Source organism: Saccharibacillus alkalitolerans, assembly GCF_011090185.1.
Taxonomy (GTDB): Bacteria; Bacillota; Bacilli; order Paenibacillales; family Paenibacillaceae; genus Saccharibacillus; species Saccharibacillus alkalitolerans.
The window spans coordinates 498,581-517,683 of record NZ_JAAFGS010000003.1 but is presented as its reverse complement, the minus strand read 5'-3'; the positions used below and the strand labels follow the sequence as shown (position 1 = coordinate 517,683).

Here is a 19,103-nt window from a genome sequence, read left to right as displayed (position 1 = left end):
CGGTCGATCATGGGAAAGTTATTGAAAAACACCAAATGGGAGCTCTTGTTTTACTTCTTGCTGAGCGGCGGGATTCTCGCCGCTTTGTTATATTGGTTCAGCCTGTACGGTTTCGTACAGGTTTTTCCGCCGCGGATCTGGATCTTTTACGTGCTGGCGGCCGTGCTGGTGGCGGTCGTGACCGGTTACTTGGCGGGTCGGCGCATCCAGCGGCGAATTGACGTGCTGCACTACAGCATGCTGCAGGTGTCGCAGGGCAATCTGTCGCTTCGTCTGGGCGATACGGACGATCAGTCGTTTACCCGCGTCTATCGGGAATTCAACGTGATGATGGAATCGATCGAGAGCAAAACGAAGCTGCTGCAGAAGCTCGGGGAGAGCGAAGCGGTCGGCAAGGAACAGCTGATCGACAGCGCCGTGCGCGAAGAACGGAGGCGGATGGCAAGGGATCTGCACGACTCGGTCAGCCAGCAGCTGTTCGCCATTCATATGTCGGCGGCTTCGCTGCCGAAAGTGCTGGAGCTCAATCCCGACGCCGCGGTGCCGGTCATGCAGCAGTTGATCCAGATGTCCAATCTGGCCCAGCGGCAGATGCGCGCGCTCATTGCGCAGCTTCGGCCGGTCGAACTGGAAGGTATCGCGCTTCCGGCGGCGCTGGACCGTTGGTTCCCGGATTACTGCATCCAAAACGGATTGAAGGGCGTGAAGGATGTCGAGCTGTGCGACGAGCTCTCCGAGGCAATCGAACAGCAGCTGTTCCTGATCGTTCAGGAAGCGATGGCGAACATCGTCAAGCATGCGCAGGCGAGCATGGTCAGCCTGTCTCTGCGGGAAAACGAACGGCAGGTGCTGCTGTCGATCAGCGACGACGGCAAAGGCTTTTCCGGCAGCGCGGCGCAGAAGCAGGGCTCTTACGGGCTGATGACCATGAGAGAGCGGGCCGAGAAGCTGGGCGGCCGGGCCGAAATTCTGTCGAAGCCGGGAGCGGGGACGACCATTCGGGTACATATTCCAAAATTCACAGAAGGAAAGGCAGTGGAAGAGCATGGAGAAGATCAAGATCCTGCTGGCGGACGATCACGACATGGTGAGGATGGGGCTGAAGACGTACTTGATGCTGGAGCCCGGGTTTGAAGTGATCGGGGAGGCGGCGAACGGACGCGAAGTGCTTGAGCGGCTGCGCGCCGCGTCCGCCGAAGGAGCCGGAATGCCGGATCTGATCCTCATGGATTTGATGATGCCGGAGATGAACGGAACGGAAGCGACGCGTCTTGTCGTTTCCGAATTTCCGGCCGTCCGGGTCGTGATGCTGACCAGCTTTCTGGAAGACAAGCTGGTCATGGAAGCGATCGAAGCGGGCGCGGTCAGCTACGTGCTGAAGACCGTCACGGCCGAAGAGCTGATCTATGCGCTCAAAGGAGCCTACCGCGGCATGCCGGTCATGACCGGCGACGTGTCCCAGGCGCTGACGCGCGGCATCCGGCAGCGGACGGTCGAAGCCGATTCGTCGCCGCTGACCGAACGCGAGAAAGAAGTGCTGCTGCTGATCGCCGAAGGGATGGGCAACAAAGAGATCGGCGAAGAACTGCATATCAGCATCAAGACGGTCAAGACGCATGTCAGCAACCTGCTGATGAAATGCGAACTGGAAGACCGGACGCAGCTCGCGATCTACGCCCATCGGCAGGGGATGGCCCGCTCGTAGCGGTCCCATTCAGAAGCGGCGGGCTCCTTCCGACGGAAGGGGCCGCTTTTTTGCGGACATTTAGGGAAGCGTTATCAATCCGATAAGAGCGCAATTTCTTTTTCTTATCAATCTTTATACCTCTTTTAATGTGCAATTAAGGTTGTTGGGCGAAAATAACTTCAGAAGCAAACGACGCACCCTTCGCAGGGCGCTTCACTTTTCGGGTTATCGGCATGCACAATCAAATTTACGTTGTTCGGCACAGTCCGAAAGCGAGGAGGACAATAGAGATGGATGAAAAGAAATACGGCAGCAGCTTTGAAGGAAACCACGCGGCAGGCGGCAGCGATGCCCGCAATCACGACAGTCACGAAGATAGCGCCAAGACAAGCTCCTCCGAGCAGGCGCGGAGCAACGACGGCTCGTCTTATTACTACTCTTACGGCCCGTTTCAGTCGGTCGGATCTTCCGATCCGGAAACGAAAAACGTCCAGAACGTCGAAGTCACGCCTCCGAGCGCCATCCGCGGTTACGACTCGTACGGATCGCCGAACGGCCAAGGCGGGTCGGCGCCTGGCGGCAAAGGGAACGGCAATTGGAATTATAATCAGAAGCCGAAGTCCTCGTTCAAAAACGCGCTGACTTCATTCGCGGCCGGCGCGCTCGGCGCAGTCGTCATTACCGGATCGGCTTTCACGGCAGGTCATGCGGGCTGGTTTACCGGCGGCGAGCCGGCGGCGCAATCCGCGCCGACGACGATTGCTTCCGGCAGCTCGAATTCAAGCGGCGTATCCACGGCGGCTTACACGATCGAGTCTTCCAAAGATATCGCGGACGTCGTCAATCAAGCCAGTCCTTCGGTCGTCAAGATCGAGACGCTGTCCAAAGGAAACAATTCTTCCAACAACAGCAGCTCCAACTTCAATGATCCGTTCTTCCAATACTTTTACGGCGGTTCCCAGGACGGCAGCGGCAGCGGCGGCGGATCGGGCTCCTCGTCGGATCAGCTTACTCCGCTCGGTTTGGGAACGGGCTTTATCTTCGACAAGGAAGGCTACATTCTGACCAATAACCACGTCGTCGAAGGCGGCGACGTCATCCAGGTGACGGTGGACGGAACGAGCAAGCCGTATGAAGCGACACTGCTCGGCCACAGCGCCGATCTCGACCTTGCGGTTCTCAAAATCAAAAATACGGACGGCAAAGAATTCCCGCATATCGCGCTGGGCGACTCGAACAACATGGCGATCGGCAACTGGGTCGTCGCGATCGGCAACCCGGAAGGATTCGAGCATACCGTGACGGCCGGCGTATTGAGCGCCAAGGAACGCCAAATTTCCATCTCCGACCAAACGACGGGGAAAGCGACCGAATACAAGCATCTGCTGCAGACCGACGCTTCCATTAATCCCGGCAATTCCGGCGGTCCGCTGCTCAACCTGAACGGCGAAGTCATCGGCATGAATACGGCGGTCAGCACCGAAGCTCAGGGCATCGGGTTCGCCATCTCCTCGAACACGATCAAGAGCGTCGTCGAGCAGCTGAAAAACAACGAAGAGATTCCGAAGGAAGCCGTGCCGTTCATCGGCGCGAGCCTGACGACGATGTCAGACAGCATCGCGCAGCAAATGGGCGTCGATACGACGGAAGGTTCGCTCGTCAGCGAAGTGCTGTACGGCTCGCCGGCGTACAAAGCCGATCTGCGCAGCTACGACATCATTACGGGGATCAACGGCAAAGCCTATGCGACAAGCCAGGATTTGATCGAGGCGATCCAGACGTTCAAAGTGGGAGACGAGATTACGTTGAACGTCGTGCGCAATAACAAGAAAGTCGACTTGAAAGTCACGATCGGCGACCGCAACGAATACGAAAAATCGGCGGCGGCCCAGCAAAATAACAACAACCGAAGCCAGAACAACAACGGATTCACCAATCCGTTCGGCGGCCAATAATTTCCGCTTCGAGGCAGAAGGCATACGCGAACGGCGGCAGGCGAGGCGGGAGAGGGAGACCTCTCTCGCCTTTGCGCTTTGAAGGCTTTCTGCGCTTTTGCGGGAAACGGGATGCGCGTGCGAGGGAACGTTGTTACAATAATAAAAAAGAACGTAGAGGGGAACGAAGAAAAAGATGCGATCGAACATACTGGTTGTCGACGACGACGAAAAAATCATTTCCATGCTGCGGAGGGGACTTGCTTTCGAAGGATATGAGGTGCATACGGCGCCGAACGGAGCGGAAGGGCTGAAGATGATGCGGACGACCGACCCCGACCTGCTTGTACTCGACGTCATGATGCCCGAAGTGGACGGCTTCGAGGTCGTGCGCAGGCTGCGCGAAGCAGGCAGCGCCGTGCCCGTGCTTATGCTGACGGCCAAAGACGAGCTGGAGAACCGGGTCAAAGGACTCGATCTGGGAGCGGACGATTATTTGGTCAAGCCGTTTGCGCTGGAGGAACTGCTGGCGCGGGTTCGCGCCCTTCTGCGGCGCAAGACCGATACGGTCCGGGAAGACGACGGAGAACGCCTCAGCTTCGACGACCTGACCATGAACGTCGATTCGCGCGAAGTGACGCGGGACGGACAGCGTATCGAGCTGACGGCCAAAGAATTCGAGCTGCTGCATCTGTTCATGCTGAATCCGAGACGCGTGCTGTCGCGCGATTTGATCATGGACAAAATCTGGGGTTACGACTACAGCGGCGAGTCGAACGTCTTGGAAGTGTACGTCGCCATGCTTCGGCAGAAGACCGAAGAATTCGGCGGCAAGCGTCTGATCCAGACGATCCGCGGTGCCGGTTACATCTTAAGAAGCGATTCCTAAAAGGGGGCAGCCCTCTCATATGTCCATCCGTTTACGTCTGACCGCCTGGTATTCCGGCATTCTCGCGCTGACGCTGCTGATGTTCAGCGCGATTATTTATACCTTTGTTTATTACAATACTTACGAAAATACGTACGATACCTGGCAGAGCCGCATCAAGGAGCAGATTCGGCAGAGCATCGTAACGGACGAGAACGGCAGGCTGACTTCCGACATCCGCATCGAAGACCTATTGAAAACGATCGACAGCCGCCTGTACGTGCAGATCTATTATTACGATCCGCAGCTTTTGCAGCAGTCGAACAACATGACAAGAATCAACGGCGCTTTCAAATTCGATATTCCCCCGCTTGAGGGCATCGAAGAAGGATTCAACCGGATCCGTTCCAACGGCAGGCCTTACTTGATGTATCAGGAAGTCTTCCGCATGAACGGATTGGGCTCGCCGGTTCTTTTGCAGATCGCCGCCAGCACGGAAGAAGCGGAGAACATGCTGTCCGATCTGCGTTTTATTCTGCTGCTCGGCTCTCTTTCCACGCTGATTTTCGCTTTTACGCTGGGCATGTTCCTCGCGCGAAAATCGATGGCGCCGATCGGCAAAGTCATCGAGGCCGCGAACGCCGTGCAGACGAGCAGCGACCTCAGCGTGCGAATCGACTATACCGGCCCGCAGGACGAAGTCGGACAGCTCATCAGCACGGTCAACCGGATGATGGCGCGCACGGAGCTGTTTTACAAAGACCTGGAGGAATCGTACCGGGCGCAGCGCCGCTTCGTATCGGACGCTTCGCACGAACTGCGCACGCCGCTGACGACGATCCGGGGCAACACCGATCTGCTCAAAAAAATCTGGACGATGGACAGTATGCCGGCCGGGCTCAGCGAGGAGGATCTGCGGCAGATGTCGGTCGAAGCGATCGGGGACATCGCCGACGAATCCGAGCGGATGAGCCGGCTCATCGGCGACATGCTGTCGCTGGCGCGGGCGGATGCCGGACAGACGATGCAGAAGGAGCTGCTGCAGCTCGGTCCGCTGGTCGAAGAAGTGGTGCGCCGGGCTCAATTTCTGCCGCACCGGGCCGAATGGGCGCCGGGCGATCTGGGCGCGCTCGACGGCATCGCGGTGGTCGGCAATAAGGATTATTTGCAGCAGATGCTTTTTATCTTCATTGAAAATGCGTTCAAGTATACGATGGAGGGTCAGGTATCGCTCGACATTGTCGTGTACCGCCAGCAGGTCGGCATCCGGGTGAAAGATACCGGCATCGGCATGGACAAAGACGAAGTGCCCCATATTTTCGAGCGCTTCTACCGGGCCGACGAATCGCGGGGCAAAACGCCGGGAACCGGATTGGGGCTGTCGATCGCGAAATGGATCATCGACGAGCATCAGGGTTCGGTGGAAGTGGTTACGGTCAAAGGGGAAGGTACCACTTTTATTATCTGGCTTCCGGCGCTGTTCCCGGAAATCCAGTCGTCGTCTTCCGAAAAAGCCGATATCGACGACGAGGAAATTCGGGAAGGAGACGGGAACGAACCGCGGAAAGAAGACGGGAAATCCCGGCGCAAAACCCGATAACCGTCTTTTTTCCGTCAAGCGAATAGAAGAAACGGCAGCGAACGAAACGGCGGTTTTCGCAGGGAGGAGAAGCTCCCGCACGAAGCCGCCTTTCTTCGCGCCGTCCGATACGTTATAATCGGGGTATGCGCGAAGTTGCGCTTAAGCCATGAATCCGAAAGCAGGTGCTGATAGATGGAAGTTCTACGTATCGCTCCGCGCGGTTACTGCTACGGCGTAGTCGACGCGATGGTGCTGGCAAGACAAGCGGCCAAAAACCTCGATCTGCCCCGGCCCATTTATATACTCGGGATGATCGTGCACAATGCGCATGTGACCCAATCGTTCGAGGACGAGGGCATTGTTACGCTCGACGGGCCGAACCGCCTGGAAATTCTCGAACAGGTGGACAAGGGGACGGTCATTTTCACCGCGCACGGCGTATCGCCGGAAGTGCGCAAGCGGGCGCGCGAGCGCGGACTGACGACCGTCGACGCGACATGCCCGGACGTCACGAAGACGCACGACTTGATTCGAGAGAAGACGGACGAGGGCTACGAGATCATTTATATCGGGAAAAGGAACCACCCCGAGCCGGAAGGCGCGATCGGGATTTGTCCGGATCACGTTCATCTGATCGAGAAGGAAGAAGAGATCGATTCGCTGAACGTGCCGACGGGCAAAATCATCATTACGAATCAGACGACGATGAGCCAGTGGGATATCAAAAACATCATGAAGAGACTGCTGGAACGTTATCCGGGAGCCGAGGTGCACAACGAGATCTGCCTCGCTACCCAGGTTCGTCAAGAAGCGGTCGCCGAGCAGGCGGGCCAGGCCGACCTGGTGATCGTCGTCGGGGATCCGCGCAGCAACAACTCGAACCGCCTGGCGCAGGTCTCGGAAGAAATTGCCGGCACGACCGCCTACCGGGTAGCCGACGTCAGCGAGATCAAGCAGGAATGGCTGATGGGCATTTCCAAAGTGGCCGTGACCGCCGGCGCTTCGACGCCGACGCCGATCACGAAGGAAGTCATCCAGTATCTGGAGCAGTTCGAGGAGAGCGACCCGTCCACGTGGGAGATCAAACGGACGGTCGACATGAAGAAGCTGCTGCCGCCGGTGCGGGAAAAAACGAAAGCCAAAGCGGAATAAGAAACGGATCGTCCAATTCGTTCGGGGGACTTCTCCCCTTAAATAAGGAAAGCCGGAATGCGCAGGGACGCATTCCGGCTTTTTGACGTGCGATCGGTTCGCCGGGGATAAGGGGCAAGTTGCTTATCTCCAGCAGTATCTTCCGTTTAAATCAGCACGTATGTCGCTCTCAGCGGACCGTGCACGCCGACGACGAGCTGCATCTCGATGTCGGCCGAGTTGGACGGGCCGGAGATCAGATTGATGCAGGAGCCCAGCGTCTCGCCCGCCTCAAGGCGGCGGTTGAGGTCGCCCATCGCCTGCGTCGAGCGAGGCACAATACGGCCGCGTTCGATGACGGCGATGTAATGCGCGGGCAGAAAATGCAGCGCCCGGCCTTGATCGGGGCGGCTCTCCAGCACGACGGTGCCCGATTCGGCCAGCGCGTAATCCGCGAATACGAGCGCGACGTTGGCCGCTTCGGCCCGGCGTACGTTTTCTTCGCGGCCCGCCTTTTCCGACCAGACGAAGCCGCCGGGGAAGGCCAGGCCGTACTGCGCGAATCTGGGATCGCCGGAACGGATAACCGGGCCGCCGCCGCAGCCGGCGATCAAGTCGTCCAGCGTCGTCTGGAGAATTTCCGGCGTCGATTCGATCACCTGAGTGTGAATGAACAGACACTGTTCTTTCAGCACTTCGACCAGCTGTTCCGGCGTCCGATCGGCGAGCGTGTCGAGATGGACGGTATGCTTCCAGGCCGGTCGGCGGACAGTGTCCGTCATCCGGGGACGGCCGAGACTGGCTGCGACGTTGGTCAGAAACGATTCGCGATTCGAAACCTTCCGCTTCGACCGGTTTTCATCGGCGGAAAAAGAGGAATTCACGAGCGTCCGCCTCCTTTCCCGATTCGGGACGCCGCTTCTTCGACCGATACGTCGCGGCCCGGCTTCGCTTCCGGAAGATCCGGCGCTGCGCGGCGGCCGTCTCCCTCGTTCCGGCCGCCGGCGCCGGGCGGCGCTGCCGCAGCCGGGATGCCGCTTTCCCGATTCTCGTACCAGGATCGGAACGCGTCGCGCTTCTTGACCGGCTGAGGCATATCGCGAATGCCGATCCATCCTTCGATCGGGGCGGGACCGCGCACGATGCGCCCGTGCTTGCTCATCAGTTTGGTCATCGAATTCGCCAGGCGCAGCGTGCTGCGGAACATGCCCGGCGACGAGAGCAGTTTGCCGGCCGCTTTCATCTGTATCCGGTCGGCGGCTCCCGTCCGCCCTTGGGAGACGATATTCTGCCGGTGGAGGATCAGCTGCTCGTGCAGCGGAATTTTGACGGGGCAGACGTCCGTGCAGGCCCCGCACAGGCTGGACGCGTACGGCAGCTCTTTGTAATCGTCGTAGCCGCCGAGCAACGGCGTGATGACGGCGCCGATGGGACCCGGATAGATCGAGCCGTAAGCATGCCCGCCGATATGCCGGTACACCGGGCAGACGTTCAGGCAGGCGCCGCAGCGGATGCACTGCAGCGCTTCGCGGAACTCGCCGGCCAGAATGTCCGAACGCCCGTTGTCCACGACGACGAGATGGAATTCTTCCGGTCCGTCGGATTCGCCATTCTCGCGCGGCCCCATGACCGTAATGTAGCTGGTCAGCTTCTGCCCGACGGCGCTGCGGCAGAGCAGATTATCCAGTACCTCCATCTCTTCCAGCGTCGGCACGATCCGTTCCATGCCCATGACCGCGATATGCGTTTTGGGCAGCGCCGCGGTCAGATCGCCGTTGCCTTCGTTCGTGACCAGATTGATCGCGCCCAGATTCGCTACGGCGAAATTGCAGCCCGTGATGCCGATCTCGGCTTCAAGAAACTTTTCGCGCAGCACGCTGCGGGCGAACCGGGCCAGGCGCTCCGGCGTCTCGTCCCCGTCGTAGTTCAATTTTGAAGCGAATACGTCCCGGATTTGCTCCCGGTTTTTATGCAGGGCGGGCGCGACGATATGGGAAGGAGGGTCCCAGTCGTCTTCCTGAAGAATGTACTCGCCGAGGTCGCTTTCGATCACTTCGCAGCCGGCCTCCATCAGCACATGGTTCATTTCGATTTCTTCCGTGACCATGGACTTCGATTTCACGACTTTGCGCGCGTTTTTGCTCTGCACGACATCGCGGATATACGCGCTCGCTTCTTCCTTCGTCCGCGCGAAAAAGACATGTCCGCCGCGGCGTTCGACATTGTCCGCCATCTGCTCCAAATAATAATCCAGATGCTCCAGCGTATGCTGCCGGATCTGCTGACCCAGCTCGCGCCAGCGCTCCCAATCCCCGAGCGCCGTGGCCGCCGTCAGCCGGCGCGTTTTGAGACTGTCCTGGGCCGATCCGACCGCGCCGCGCATAAAAACGTCGCCGATCCCGTCGGCCGTGCGCTCGCCGAACTCGCGTTTATCCGTTTGCAGGCTCATGCGAAATTCCCTCCTTTGGCGGCGGCCGTTCGTTCGTGCGGGACCGGCACGCGATTGAGCACTTCGGCGATATGCATGACCTTAATCTCCCGGCCCGTCCGCGACATGCGCCCGCCGATGTTCATCAGGCAGCCCATATCGGCGCTGATGAGATATTCCGCGCCCGTTTCCGCGACGCAGGCGCTTTTTTCGTCGACCATCTGCTCGGAAATTTCCGGCATTTTAACGGAAAAGGTTCCGCCGAATCCGCAGCAGTTGTCGGCGTTTTTGAGCGGCTCGAGCCGAAGGCCGTCCACATGTTCCAGCAGCATGAACGGAGTCTCGGTCTCGCCCAGCAGCCGGCTCATATGGCAGGAGCGGTGATAAGTCGCGCTGCCGTCCAGCCGGGCGCCGACGTCGGTAACGCCGAGCACGCGAACGATGAATTGGGTGAACTCGTACGATTTTTCTTTTAAAGCAATCGCTTTCATTTCCCACTGCGGATCGCCTTTGAATACATGGGGATACTCGTGGAACATGGCGACGCAGGAGCCCGACGGGCCGACAACGTAATCGGAATGCTCGAAAGCGAGCATCATATTGATCATGGCCTGCTTGGATTCTTCCAAATAACCGCTGTTATAGGTCGGCTGTCCGCAGCACACTTGGGAAGCGGGAAAATCGGTTTCGCAGCCGAGACGTTCGAGAACTTCGACCATCGCTTTGCCGACGCCCGGGAACATGAGGTCGACCAGGCAGGTCGAGAAGATGCTGACTTTCATTCGCCATCCCTCCGTTTCTCCTCTATTGTACTCCCTGCTTTCCGCCTTGAAAACCATAAAAGGACAAAAAATAAATAAAAAACATCACAAAACCACATAATTAAAGGAATAAATGTTGACAATAAAAATTGATAACGTTTACAATATGAGAGGAAGAAAGAACCTTTTTATCCCATTTCTGAGGAGGCAGGACCGGTGCAAAAACATCAAATGTACATTGACGGGCAGTTTACCGATGCGGAAAACGGAGAATGGATGGACGTGACCAATCCGGCGACGGACGAAGTGGTTTCGCAGGTGCCGAAAGCGACGCGGGGAGACGTGATCCGGGCGATCGACGCGGCGGATGCGGCGCAGGCGGCCTGGGAGGAAACGCCGGCGGTCGAGCGCGGCATTTATCTGCACCGGATCGCGTCGGGCATTCGCGAACAGGCGGACGAAATCGCGCGCCTGATCTCGGAAGAAGTGGGCAAAACGATGGAACTGTCTACGGTGGAGGTCAACTTCACGGCGGATTATATGGATTATATGGCGGAGTGGGCGCGGCGGTACGAAGGAGAGATCGTGCAGAGCGACCGCGACAACGAAAATATTTTCGTGTTCAAGCGAGCGATCGGCGTCACAACGGGCATCCTTCCCTGGAACTTCCCGTTCTTCCTGATCGCGCGGAAGATGGCTCCGGCGCTGATCACGGGCAACACGATCGTCGTCAAGCCGAGCGTCGAGTCGCCGAACAACGCGGTCGCGTTTACCAAGATCGTCGATAAAGTCGGTCTGCCGAAAGGCGTATTCAACTTGGTGACCGGACGCGGCGGCGAAGTGGGTGGCGAGCTTGCGAGCAATCCGAAAGTGGGCATGGTCAGCCTGACGGGCAGCGTGCCGGCGGGGCAGAAAGTCATGGAAGCCGCGTCGAAAAACATTATCAAGGTGAGCCTGGAGCTGGGCGGCAAAGCTCCGGCCATCGTGTACAAAGACGCCGACCTCGACCTGGCGGTCAAGTCGATCGTCGACTCGCGCGTTATCAACACCGGCCAGGTGTGCAACTGCGCCGAGCGCGTATACGTTCACGAGGACATCAAGGAAGAGTTCACGAACCGTCTCGTCGAAGCGATGAAAGCCGTCAAATACGGCGATCCGCTGAAGGAAAGCGACATCCAGATGGGCCCGCTGATCAACAAGGACGCGCAGGAATCGGTGCAGGCCAAGGTCGACCGCGCCGTGGAGCAGGGAGCGAAGGTGCTGCTGGGCGGCAGCAAAGTCGAAGGGACGGGCAGCTTTTACGAACCTACGGTCATCGCGGATGCCCGCAACGACATGGAGATCATTCAGGAAGAAATCTTCGGTCCGGTCATCCCGATCGTGTCGTACAGCACATTGGACGAAGCGGTACGGCTTGCGAACGACAGCGAATTCGGCCTGACGTCGTCGCTGTATACGCAGAACCTGAACGTGGCCATGAAGGTCATCAAGCGCTTGAAATACGGTGAGACGTACATCAACCGCGAAAACTTCGAGGCAATGCAGGGCTTCCACGCGGGCTGGCGCAAATCCGGCATCGGCGGCGCGGACGGCAAGCACGGCCTGAACGAATACCTGCAGACGCATGTCGTTTACCTGCAGTACGACAAGGAAATCCAATAAGAAACGGACGAAGCCGAAAAGAACGGCCGGAGCGCATTCCGATCAGGAAAGCGTTCCGGCTTTTTTTGCATTCAAAAAATTACTTTACCTGTCGTAGTAATCGTGATACATTGAACGTACACAATACTACGACAGATGAAGTACGACAGGCATAGTAAAAACGAGAAAGGGGGAGGACACTTGATCAGCAGCGACGTCATCCGGGGCTATAACGATACAATAATTCTTTATATGCTGCTAGACGGGGAATCGTACGGGTACGAAATTTCGAAAAACATTCGCAGATTGTCGGAAGACAAATACGTGATGAAGGAGACTACGCTTTATTCGGCTTTTGCGCGGCTGGAGAAAAACGGTTATATCTCTTCGCTGCATAAAGACGGGGAAACGGGCAAACGGCGAACCTACTACCGGATTACGCCGGACGGCCTGGCTTACTACCGGGATAAATGCAGGGAATGGCAGATTACGCAGGAAGTCGTCGACAAATTCATCAAGGAGGCGTGAAGACGATGGACGTATTGAAGACGTATTTGGATAGTTTGTTTGCCGCATGGCCGCGTACCGCGCAGGTAGACGATCTCAAGCGGGAAATGCTGGGCACCATGGAGGAAAAATACGAAGAATTGAAACGGGAAGGCAGGTCGGAGCACGAATCGATCGGAATCGTTATCTCGGAATTCGGCAGCATCGACGAATTGATGGAAGAACTGGGGATCGAGCCGATCGGGGAAGAAGAACGGCTGCCGGCGCTGCCGGAGAATGTGGCAGCCGGGTACGAGGGTTTCGTTCGCCGCTCTGCGCTGCTTCAAGGGCTCGGCTGGATGTTGGTGCTGCTGGGCCTTGCGGCCATGATGCTGATCGCGGGCCTGAACGAGCAGGGGGCATTGGGCTCTCTGTCGGCGGATTCCGGGTATCTGCTTGCGGCCGTCGCGCTGTTCTTGCTGGTCGTTCCGGCCGTCGGATTGTTTATCGGGAGCGCGAGCGGCAGGGAAGCTTACCGGATGCTGGATGAAGAATTCGAGCTTTCGCCGGGCTTGAAAGCGGATCTCGAACGGAAATGGGCGGCGTTCCGGCCTGCGCGATCGCGTTCGGTCATCGTCGCGGCCTGCCTGGGCGTGCTGTCGCCGGTAGCCGTGCTGATCGGAGCATTAAGGGGAGAAGGAGAGATTCCGTACGGCGCGGCGATTATGTTGGCTTTGCTCGGTCTGGTCGCTTTCCTGTTCGCATACTACGGCGGTATTCATCAGGGATATCAGAAGCTTTTGCAGACGGGCGAGTTTACGCCGGAGAAAAAAGCGGAGAACCGGGCGCTGCAGGGCATATCTGCGATCGTATGGTCGATCGCGCTGGTCGTTTATTTCATCAGCGGTTTCGTTTATCAGCGTTGGGATGTCAACTGGGCGGTGTTCCCCGTCACGGCGGTACTGTTCGGCGCGATCGGCGGCATGTACACGATGCAGTGTAAATCGAAGGGAAAAGCTTGATCGTTCCGATTGCCCGGCAGCAGCCCGGAAGTTTGAACGGCTGTCCGCGAAAAGAGTGTTCTTCCGGTTGACGGGAGGCGCTTTTTTTGTTAGTATTACTTCATCGAATAAAAGCATAAAAGCTTAAAAGCGTTTAAGTGCGAAATGGCATGTTGTTACAGCTGTCCGCCCAAGAGAGACGACCGGGACCGCGGTTCCCATTCCCATAACGAAAGGAAGAGAACAATATGATCGCTATTTTATCGAATCAAGCTCCGGAGGAGCAGCTGCAGGAAGTCATTCGCGTTATCGAGCAGGAGGGACTGACCGTCCATCTGTCGAGAGGAGCCGACCGGACGGTCGTGGGCCTGATCGGCAAAGCCGAACCGAGACTGGCCGAGCATCTGCGTCAGATGAAGGGCGTCGAGGACGTCGTGAAAATCTCCAAGTCGTACAAATTGGCAAGCCGCGACTTCCACCCGGAAAACACGGTCATTCAGATCGGCGACGTCAAGATCGGCGGCGGCGAGCTCGTCGTCATGGGCGGCCCCTGCGCCGTAGAGTCGCCGGAGCAGATCGACGAGATCGCGCGTCTGGTCAAAGCGGCCGGCGGGCAGGTGCTGCGCGGCGGCGCGTTCAAGCCGCGTACCGGACCTTACAGCTTCCAAGGCGTAGGCGTGGAAGGCCTGATCATGATGGCGGAAGCCGGCAAAAAGCACGGGCTGCTGACCATCACCGAAGTCATGACGCCCGAATACGTCGACATCTGCGCGGAATACGCGGACATTTTGCAGATCGGCACGCGAAATATGCAGAATTTCGATCTGCTGCGCAAGCTGGGCGCATGCGGCCGCCCGGTGCTGCTGAAGCGCGGCTTCAGCGCGACGTACGACGAGCTGCTGAACGCGGCGGAATACATTCTGGCCGGCGGCAATCCGGACGTCATGCTGTGCGAGCGCGGCATCCGCACGTTCGAACCGTACACGCGCAATACGCTCGATCTGGCGGCCATTCCGGCCCTGCAGAGCCTGAGCCACCTGCCGGTCATTTCCGATCCGAGCCACGGCACGGGCCGGCGCGAACTCGTCGAGCCGATGGCCAAAGCTTCCGTCGCCGCCGGAGCGGACGGCCTGATTGTCGAGATGCATACCGATCCCGACAACTCCATGACGGGAGACGGCGTTCAGTCGCTGTTCCCCGACCAGTTCGCCGGACTGCTGCGCGACCTGGAACAGCTGGCTCCGATCGTGGGCAAGAAATTCGGTACGCCGAAGGCGGAAGCGGAAGCTTTTAAAAATTGGGCGATCGTCTAAATTTTGAACGCGGCGAAGCCTGAAGGCCTGCCTGCTTCGCCCGCTTCCGAAACGGAAAAAGCCCGCGTCGTGCCGCCGTTTGCGGCCGATGCCGGGCTTTCTTGGCTATTGTTGCTAAATCGCACGAAAGTGTGAGCATAACTCACATTGCCGTAAAAAATACCTGACATGACTCTTGACTGCTAAATAGTGCCGTTTTATAATGACGACAGCGAAAAAAGAGCATGAACGTTTCACAACGCACATCCGTTCAATGTTCGGAAATTTGGGAGGAAAGTGACATGTCGGTAGAAAAAGTATTGAAGCTTATTCAAGAGAACAACATCGAGTGGGTGGATTTCCGTTTCGTGGATCTGTCGGGAAAAACTCATCACATTTCGGTCCCTGCAAGCGCGGTTGAAGAAGAAACGTTTGAGAACGGGGTAGCCTTCGACGGATCGTCGATTCCGGGCTTCCGCGGTATTGAAGAGTCGGACATGGTCATGATGCCGGATCCGGAATCGGTATACATCGACGCTTTCACCGCACATCCGACATTGAACGTTATGTGCAACATCTTTACGCCGGACGGCGAACACTATGACCGCGACCCGCGCGGCATCGCCGAAAAAGCCGAAGCGTTCATGCAGGCCAGCGGCATAGGATCGGACGCGTTCTTCGCGCCTGAATCCGAGTTCTTCATTTTCGACGACGTTCGTTACCACAGCGGAATGAACAGTTCTTCGTACTCCGTCGATTCCGAAGAAGCGGCTTGGAACACCAACCGCAAAGAAGAAGGCGGCAACCTGGGCTTCAAAGTGGGCGTCAAAGGCGGATACGTGCCGGTCGCTCCGGTCGACAGCCAACAGGACATCCGCAGCGAAATGTGCCGTCTGCTCGAAGAAGCGGGTCTCGTGATCGAGCGCCATCACCACGAAGTGGCGACGGCCGGCCAAGCGGAGATCAACTTCCGTTTCGATACGCTGAAGAAAACGGCAGACAACCTGCTGAAATACAAATACATCGTGCACAACACGGCCCGCCAATACGGCAAAACGGCAACGTTCATGCCTAAGCCGCTCTTCGGCGACAACGGCAGCGGCATGCACGTTCACCAATCGATCTTCAAAGACGGAGAGCCTTTGTTCTACGAAAAAGGCGGCTACGCGAACCTGAGCGAGATGGCGCTGAACTACATCGGCGGCATCCTGTACCACGCTCCGGCGCTGATCGCGTTGACGAACCCGAGCACGAACTCGTTCAAGCGTCTCGTTCCGGGTTACGAAGCGCCGGTTAACCTGGTCTTCTCGAAAGGCAACCGTTCCGCGGCCGTTCGCATTCCGGTCGCTGCGGTAACGCCTAAAGGCTGCCGGATCGAGTTCCGTACGCCGGACTCCACGGCCAACCCTTACCTGGCTTTCTCGGCCATGCTGATGGCCGGCCTGGACGGCATCAAGAAGAAAATCAACCCGGTCGAGCTGGGCTACGGTCCTGCCGACAAGAACCTGTACGATTTGCCGGAAGAAGAAAAAGCGCAAATCCGCAGCGTTCCGGGTTCCCTGGAAGAAGCGCTCGATTCGCTGGAAGCGGACAGCTCCTTCCTGACCGAAGGCGGCGTCTTCTCCGAAGACTTCATCGCGAACTACATCGCGTTCAAACGCGCCGAAGCCAAGCAAGTGTCCATCCGCGTTCATCCGCACGAATACAGCTTGTACTACGATTGCTAATCGTTTTCGGGCGATGTCTTGAAGGACCAATGTGCCGCCGAACAACCTCCGCTCTGCTCGAGAGCGGAGGTTGTTTGTTTAAGCAAGATTATTTACCATCGGCCAAATCCGAACATTAACCGAGAATAAGGCGAAAAACGTACAGAAGTGCGGAAGAGGCTCGTTATCGCTTTATCGCGTCTTAGTTGTACTTGAAGTAATGTTAGATTGCTGTTATGATTAACCCTAAATTATCGGCTTGAGGGGGCATAAGATTCATGGGCAAACGGGCTTACAACTTTAATGCGGGACCCGCGGCGCTGCCGCTCGAAGTACTGGAGCGGGCGCAGGCGGAATTTACGGAATTTCAGGGAACGGGCATGTCGATCATGGAAATGTCCCATCGCGGCGCCGTCTACGAGAGCGTACATAACGAGGCGCAGGAACGGCTGCTGAAGCTGCTCGGCAATCCGTCCGGCTATAAGACGCTTTTCCTTCAGGGCGGCGCGAGCACGCAGTTCGCCATGATCCCGATGAACCTGCTGACTGCGGGGAAAACGGCGGGTTACGTCAAGACCGGCAGCTGGGCTTCCAAAGCGATCAAGGAAGCGAAGCTGATCGGCGAAGCCTACACCGCCGCTTCGACCGAAAGCGACAAATTCACGCGAATGCCTTCGCAGGGCGAGATCGAAGTGCGCGAAGATGCGGCTTACGTGCACATCACTTCCAACGAAACGATCGAAGGCACCCAGTTCGCGGAATATCCGGATACCGGCAGCGTGCCTCTGATCGCGGACTTGTCCAGCGACATCTTCTGCCGCCCTCTCAATATCGAACAGTTCGGCATGATCTATGCCGGCGCCCAGAAAAATCTCGGTCCGTCGGGCGTGACGGTCGTCGTCGCCAGAGAAGAACTGCTGTCCGCCGAAGCCGAAAACATTCCGACCGTGTTCCGCTACAGCACGCATCTGTCGAACAATTCGCTGTATAACACGCCGCCTTCGTTCTCGATCTATATGGTTAATCAGACGCTTCGCTGGATCGAGGAGCAGGGAGGACTGGAAGGCATCCAGGCGAAAAACGAAGCCAAAGCGAAGCTGCTGTACGACGCGATCGACGGCAGCGGCGGATTCTACCGCGGGGTCGCGCAGAAAGGCAGCCGTTCGATCATGAACGTGACTTTCCGCCTCGGCTCCGAGGAACTCGAGAAGGCCTTTGCCAAAGAGAGCGAGCAGCAGGGGTTTGTCGGCCTGAAGGGTCACCGCAGCGTCGGCGGCCTGCGCGCTTCGATCTACAATGCCGTCCCTCGCGCAAGCGTGGAAGCCCTCGTCGATTTCATGGGCGACTTTATGAAGCGCAACGGCTGACTTCGGGCGAACGGCACAAGCTCATGCCGAGGCTCGGAAAAGGGAGGACGGGTTTCCTTTCGCCTTCGATAGGCGCGAGCCTTCCCTTAAGAAGGCGATTCGGGTAAGATAAGAAGCAGAAGAGACGGAAAAGCCGCCCGACTTCAGGGCGGCTTTTCCGCGTGTTTGCGCCGGAAACGCCGCGAACCGCCGTTCGGTCTCCTTTTTCAGAAACGGAGTGAACCTCAACCATGGCATTGCATATCGTGCTGGTCGAGCCGGAGATTCCGGCCAATACCGGCAATATTTCCAGAACCTGCGCCGCAACGGATACCCACCTGCATCTGGTGCGTCCGCTCGGCTTCCGCACCGACGACGCTTCGCTGAAGCGCGCGGGGCTCGATTATTGGCCGTCCGTCAAGCTGGAGTATCACGACTCGTTCGCGGAACTGCAGGAGAAGTACCCGGAGGGACGCTTCTTCTACGCAACGACAAAGGCAACCAAACGTTACCACGATATCGAATTCCGCGACGGAGATTTTCTCGTATTCGGCAAGGAAACGAAGGGCCTCCCGCCCGAACTGATCGAAGCGAACCGGGACACCTGCATCCGCATGCCGATGAGAACCGAGCATGTGCGTTCCTTGAACCTGTCCAACTCGGTCGCGATCGTCCTTTACGAGGCTCTGCGCCAGCTCGATTTCCCGGGAATGGAATAAGGGCTAACGTTCTTCGCCTATTTCGAATCGTTTCGAACTTGTAGCTAATCACTGCTTGCCTGATTAGATAAAAGACCGATAATTAACCAGCCTTTCTTTTTTTTGTTCAACAAGAAGGAATTCGTCATTCAACCTCGAATATCTAATGTTGGGTTTGCAGAATCATTTCTGCAGGTGGGGCAGAAACAGCAAACTAAAAACAGAAGAGGTGTTTTCAAACATGAAACCTGCTGGAGTAGTCCGGAAAGTCGACCAATTGGGACGCATCGTCCTTCCGAAATCGCTGAGAAAACGATATCAGATGAACGAGGGAGACCCGGTCGAAATTTTGGTCCAGGGAGATCATATCATTTTGGAACGTTACCGCCCGAAATGTGTGTTCTGCGGTTCAATCGATGAAGTCAGCGAGTTCAAGGACCGGTACATCTGCGGAGCCTGCGTGACCGACATGATGCATCTGCCGAAGCACGGCTGAACGACATGGAGAACATCCGTATGATGCAAAAAAAAGAGCCCTTGGG

The 19,103-nt window shown here is 57.4% G+C and carries 16 protein-coding genes and 1 pseudogene; 14 read left to right on the top strand and 3 right to left on the bottom strand.

The window, feature by feature from the left end:
• The first annotated feature begins 9 nt into the window (after positions 1 to 9).
• The 6 genes from GYN08_RS11120 to GYN08_RS11095 all read left to right on the top strand — a co-directional run bounded on the left by GYN08_RS11120 (position 10) and on the right by GYN08_RS11095 (position 7,223).
• A complete protein-coding gene (locus GYN08_RS11120; RefSeq protein WP_206023691.1) occupies positions 10 to 1,134 on the top strand; it encodes a HAMP domain-containing sensor histidine kinase in 1,125 nt (374 codons plus the stop codon).
• A complete protein-coding gene (locus GYN08_RS11115; RefSeq protein WP_166274268.1) occupies positions 1,046 to 1,705 on the top strand; it encodes a response regulator in 660 nt (219 codons plus the stop codon). The genes GYN08_RS11120 and GYN08_RS11115 overlap by 89 nt, the downstream gene beginning before the upstream one ends.
• A gap of 272 nt (positions 1,706 to 1,977) precedes the next feature.
• Positions 1,978 to 3,642, top strand: a complete 1,665-nt coding sequence (locus GYN08_RS11110; RefSeq protein ID WP_166274267.1) for a S1C family serine protease — start codon at positions 1,978 to 1,980, stop codon at positions 3,640 to 3,642.
• Between the two features lie 175 nt (positions 3,643 to 3,817).
• The gene (locus tag GYN08_RS11105; protein WP_166274266.1) at positions 3,818 to 4,510 is read left to right on the top strand and encodes a response regulator transcription factor; all 693 of its coding nucleotides are present in this window, start codon (positions 3,818 to 3,820) and stop codon (positions 4,508 to 4,510) included.
• Between the two features lie 19 nt (positions 4,511 to 4,529).
• Entirely contained in the window at positions 4,530 to 6,089 is a 1,560-nt protein-coding gene (locus tag GYN08_RS11100; protein WP_166274265.1) for a sensor histidine kinase, read from the top strand.
• Between the two features lie 174 nt (positions 6,090 to 6,263).
• Complete coding sequence (locus GYN08_RS11095) at positions 6,264 to 7,223, top strand: 4-hydroxy-3-methylbut-2-enyl diphosphate reductase (protein WP_166274264.1); 960 nt, start codon at positions 6,264 to 6,266, stop codon at positions 7,221 to 7,223.
• 146 nt (positions 7,224 to 7,369) lie between these two features.
• Here GYN08_RS11095 and GYN08_RS11090 read toward each other — a convergent pair whose 3' ends face one another.
• The 3 genes and pseudogenes from GYN08_RS11090 to GYN08_RS11080 form a co-directional block, all read right to left on the bottom strand.
• The gene (locus tag GYN08_RS11090; RefSeq protein WP_328802925.1) at positions 7,370 to 8,086 is read right to left on the bottom strand and encodes a LutC/YkgG family protein; all 717 of its coding nucleotides are present in this window, start codon (positions 8,084 to 8,086) and stop codon (positions 7,370 to 7,372) included.
• Positions 8,087 to 8,244: 158 nt separating this feature from the next.
• Positions 8,245 to 9,651: pseudogene (locus GYN08_RS11085) on the bottom strand (LutB/LldF family L-lactate oxidation iron-sulfur protein); the annotation flags it as partial.
• Positions 9,648 to 10,412, bottom strand: coding sequence for a (Fe-S)-binding protein (locus GYN08_RS11080; protein WP_166274263.1), 765 nt, complete (start codon positions 10,410 to 10,412; stop codon positions 9,648 to 9,650). The gene GYN08_RS11080 and the pseudogene GYN08_RS11085, both read right to left, overlap by 4 nt.
• A gap of 210 nt (positions 10,413 to 10,622) precedes the next feature.
• Between GYN08_RS11080 and aldA the strand changes: the two genes are divergently transcribed.
• The 8 genes from aldA to GYN08_RS11040 all read left to right on the top strand — a co-directional run bounded on the left by aldA (position 10,623) and on the right by GYN08_RS11040 (position 19,057).
• Complete coding sequence (aldA, locus tag GYN08_RS11075) at positions 10,623 to 12,053, top strand: aldehyde dehydrogenase (protein ID WP_166274462.1); 1,431 nt, start codon at positions 10,623 to 10,625, stop codon at positions 12,051 to 12,053.
• 180 nt (positions 12,054 to 12,233) lie between these two features.
• Positions 12,234 to 12,560, top strand: a complete 327-nt coding sequence (locus GYN08_RS11070; protein WP_166274262.1) for a PadR family transcriptional regulator — start codon at positions 12,234 to 12,236, stop codon at positions 12,558 to 12,560.
• Between the two features lie 5 nt (positions 12,561 to 12,565).
• Positions 12,566 to 13,540, top strand: a complete 975-nt coding sequence (locus GYN08_RS11065) for a permease prefix domain 1-containing protein (protein WP_166274261.1) — start codon at positions 12,566 to 12,568, stop codon at positions 13,538 to 13,540.
• 227 nt (positions 13,541 to 13,767) lie between these two features.
• Positions 13,768 to 14,832, top strand: coding sequence for a 3-deoxy-7-phosphoheptulonate synthase (gene aroF / locus GYN08_RS11060; protein ID WP_166274260.1), 1,065 nt, complete (start codon positions 13,768 to 13,770; stop codon positions 14,830 to 14,832).
• 281 nt (positions 14,833 to 15,113) lie between these two features.
• Positions 15,114 to 16,538, top strand: coding sequence for a type I glutamate--ammonia ligase (gene glnA, locus GYN08_RS11055; protein ID WP_166274259.1), 1,425 nt, complete (start codon positions 15,114 to 15,116; stop codon positions 16,536 to 16,538).
• 257 nt (positions 16,539 to 16,795) lie between these two features.
• Complete coding sequence (serC, locus tag GYN08_RS11050; protein ID WP_166274258.1) at positions 16,796 to 17,884, top strand: 3-phosphoserine/phosphohydroxythreonine transaminase; 1,089 nt, start codon at positions 16,796 to 16,798, stop codon at positions 17,882 to 17,884.
• A 230-nt stretch (positions 17,885 to 18,114) separates the two neighbouring features.
• Positions 18,115 to 18,582: a tRNA (uridine(34)/cytosine(34)/5-carboxymethylaminomethyluridine(34)-2'-O)-methyltransferase TrmL gene (gene trmL / locus GYN08_RS11045; RefSeq protein WP_166274257.1), complete on the top strand. Its 468-nt coding sequence runs from the start codon at positions 18,115 to 18,117 to the stop codon at positions 18,580 to 18,582.
• 220 nt (positions 18,583 to 18,802) lie between these two features.
• Positions 18,803 to 19,057 carry an AbrB/MazE/SpoVT family DNA-binding domain-containing protein gene (locus GYN08_RS11040; protein WP_166274256.1) on the top strand — a complete coding sequence of 85 codons (255 nt, stop codon included), beginning with the start codon at positions 18,803 to 18,805 and terminating at the stop codon, positions 19,055 to 19,057.
• Positions 19,058 to 19,103 lie beyond the last annotated feature (46 nt).

Excerpts from the sequence above, each read along its gene's own strand:
- aldA (WP_166274462.1), top strand. The coding sequence starts at position 10,623 with ATGTACATTGACGGGCAGTTTACCGATGCGGAAAACGGAGAATGGATG.
- serC (WP_166274258.1), top strand. The coding sequence starts at position 16,796 with ATGGGCAAACGGGCTTACAACTTTAATGCGGGACCCGCGGCGCTGCCG.
- GYN08_RS11065 (WP_166274261.1), top strand. The coding sequence starts at position 12,566 with ATGGACGTATTGAAGACGTATTTGGATAGTTTGTTTGCCGCATGGCCG.
- GYN08_RS11095 (WP_166274264.1), top strand. The coding sequence starts at position 6,264 with ATGGAAGTTCTACGTATCGCTCCGCGCGGTTACTGCTACGGCGTAGTC.
- GYN08_RS11120 (WP_206023691.1), top strand. The coding sequence starts at position 10 with ATGGGAAAGTTATTGAAAAACACCAAATGGGAGCTCTTGTTTTACTTC.
- GYN08_RS11040 (WP_166274256.1), top strand. The coding sequence starts at position 18,803 with ATGAAACCTGCTGGAGTAGTCCGGAAAGTCGACCAATTGGGACGCATC.
- GYN08_RS11110 (WP_166274267.1), top strand. The coding sequence starts at position 1,978 with ATGGATGAAAAGAAATACGGCAGCAGCTTTGAAGGAAACCACGCGGCA.
- GYN08_RS11080 (WP_166274263.1), bottom strand. The coding sequence starts at position 10,412 with ATGAAAGTCAGCATCTTCTCGACCTGCCTGGTCGACCTCATGTTCCCG.
- GYN08_RS11100 (WP_166274265.1), top strand. The coding sequence starts at position 4,530 with ATGTCCATCCGTTTACGTCTGACCGCCTGGTATTCCGGCATTCTCGCG.
- glnA (WP_166274259.1), top strand. The coding sequence starts at position 15,114 with ATGTCGGTAGAAAAAGTATTGAAGCTTATTCAAGAGAACAACATCGAG.
- GYN08_RS11115 (WP_166274268.1), top strand. The coding sequence starts at position 1,046 with ATGGAGAAGATCAAGATCCTGCTGGCGGACGATCACGACATGGTGAGG.
- GYN08_RS11105 (WP_166274266.1), top strand. The coding sequence starts at position 3,818 with ATGCGATCGAACATACTGGTTGTCGACGACGACGAAAAAATCATTTCC.
- aroF (WP_166274260.1), top strand. The coding sequence starts at position 13,768 with ATGATCGCTATTTTATCGAATCAAGCTCCGGAGGAGCAGCTGCAGGAA.
- trmL (WP_166274257.1), top strand. The coding sequence starts at position 18,115 with ATGGCATTGCATATCGTGCTGGTCGAGCCGGAGATTCCGGCCAATACC.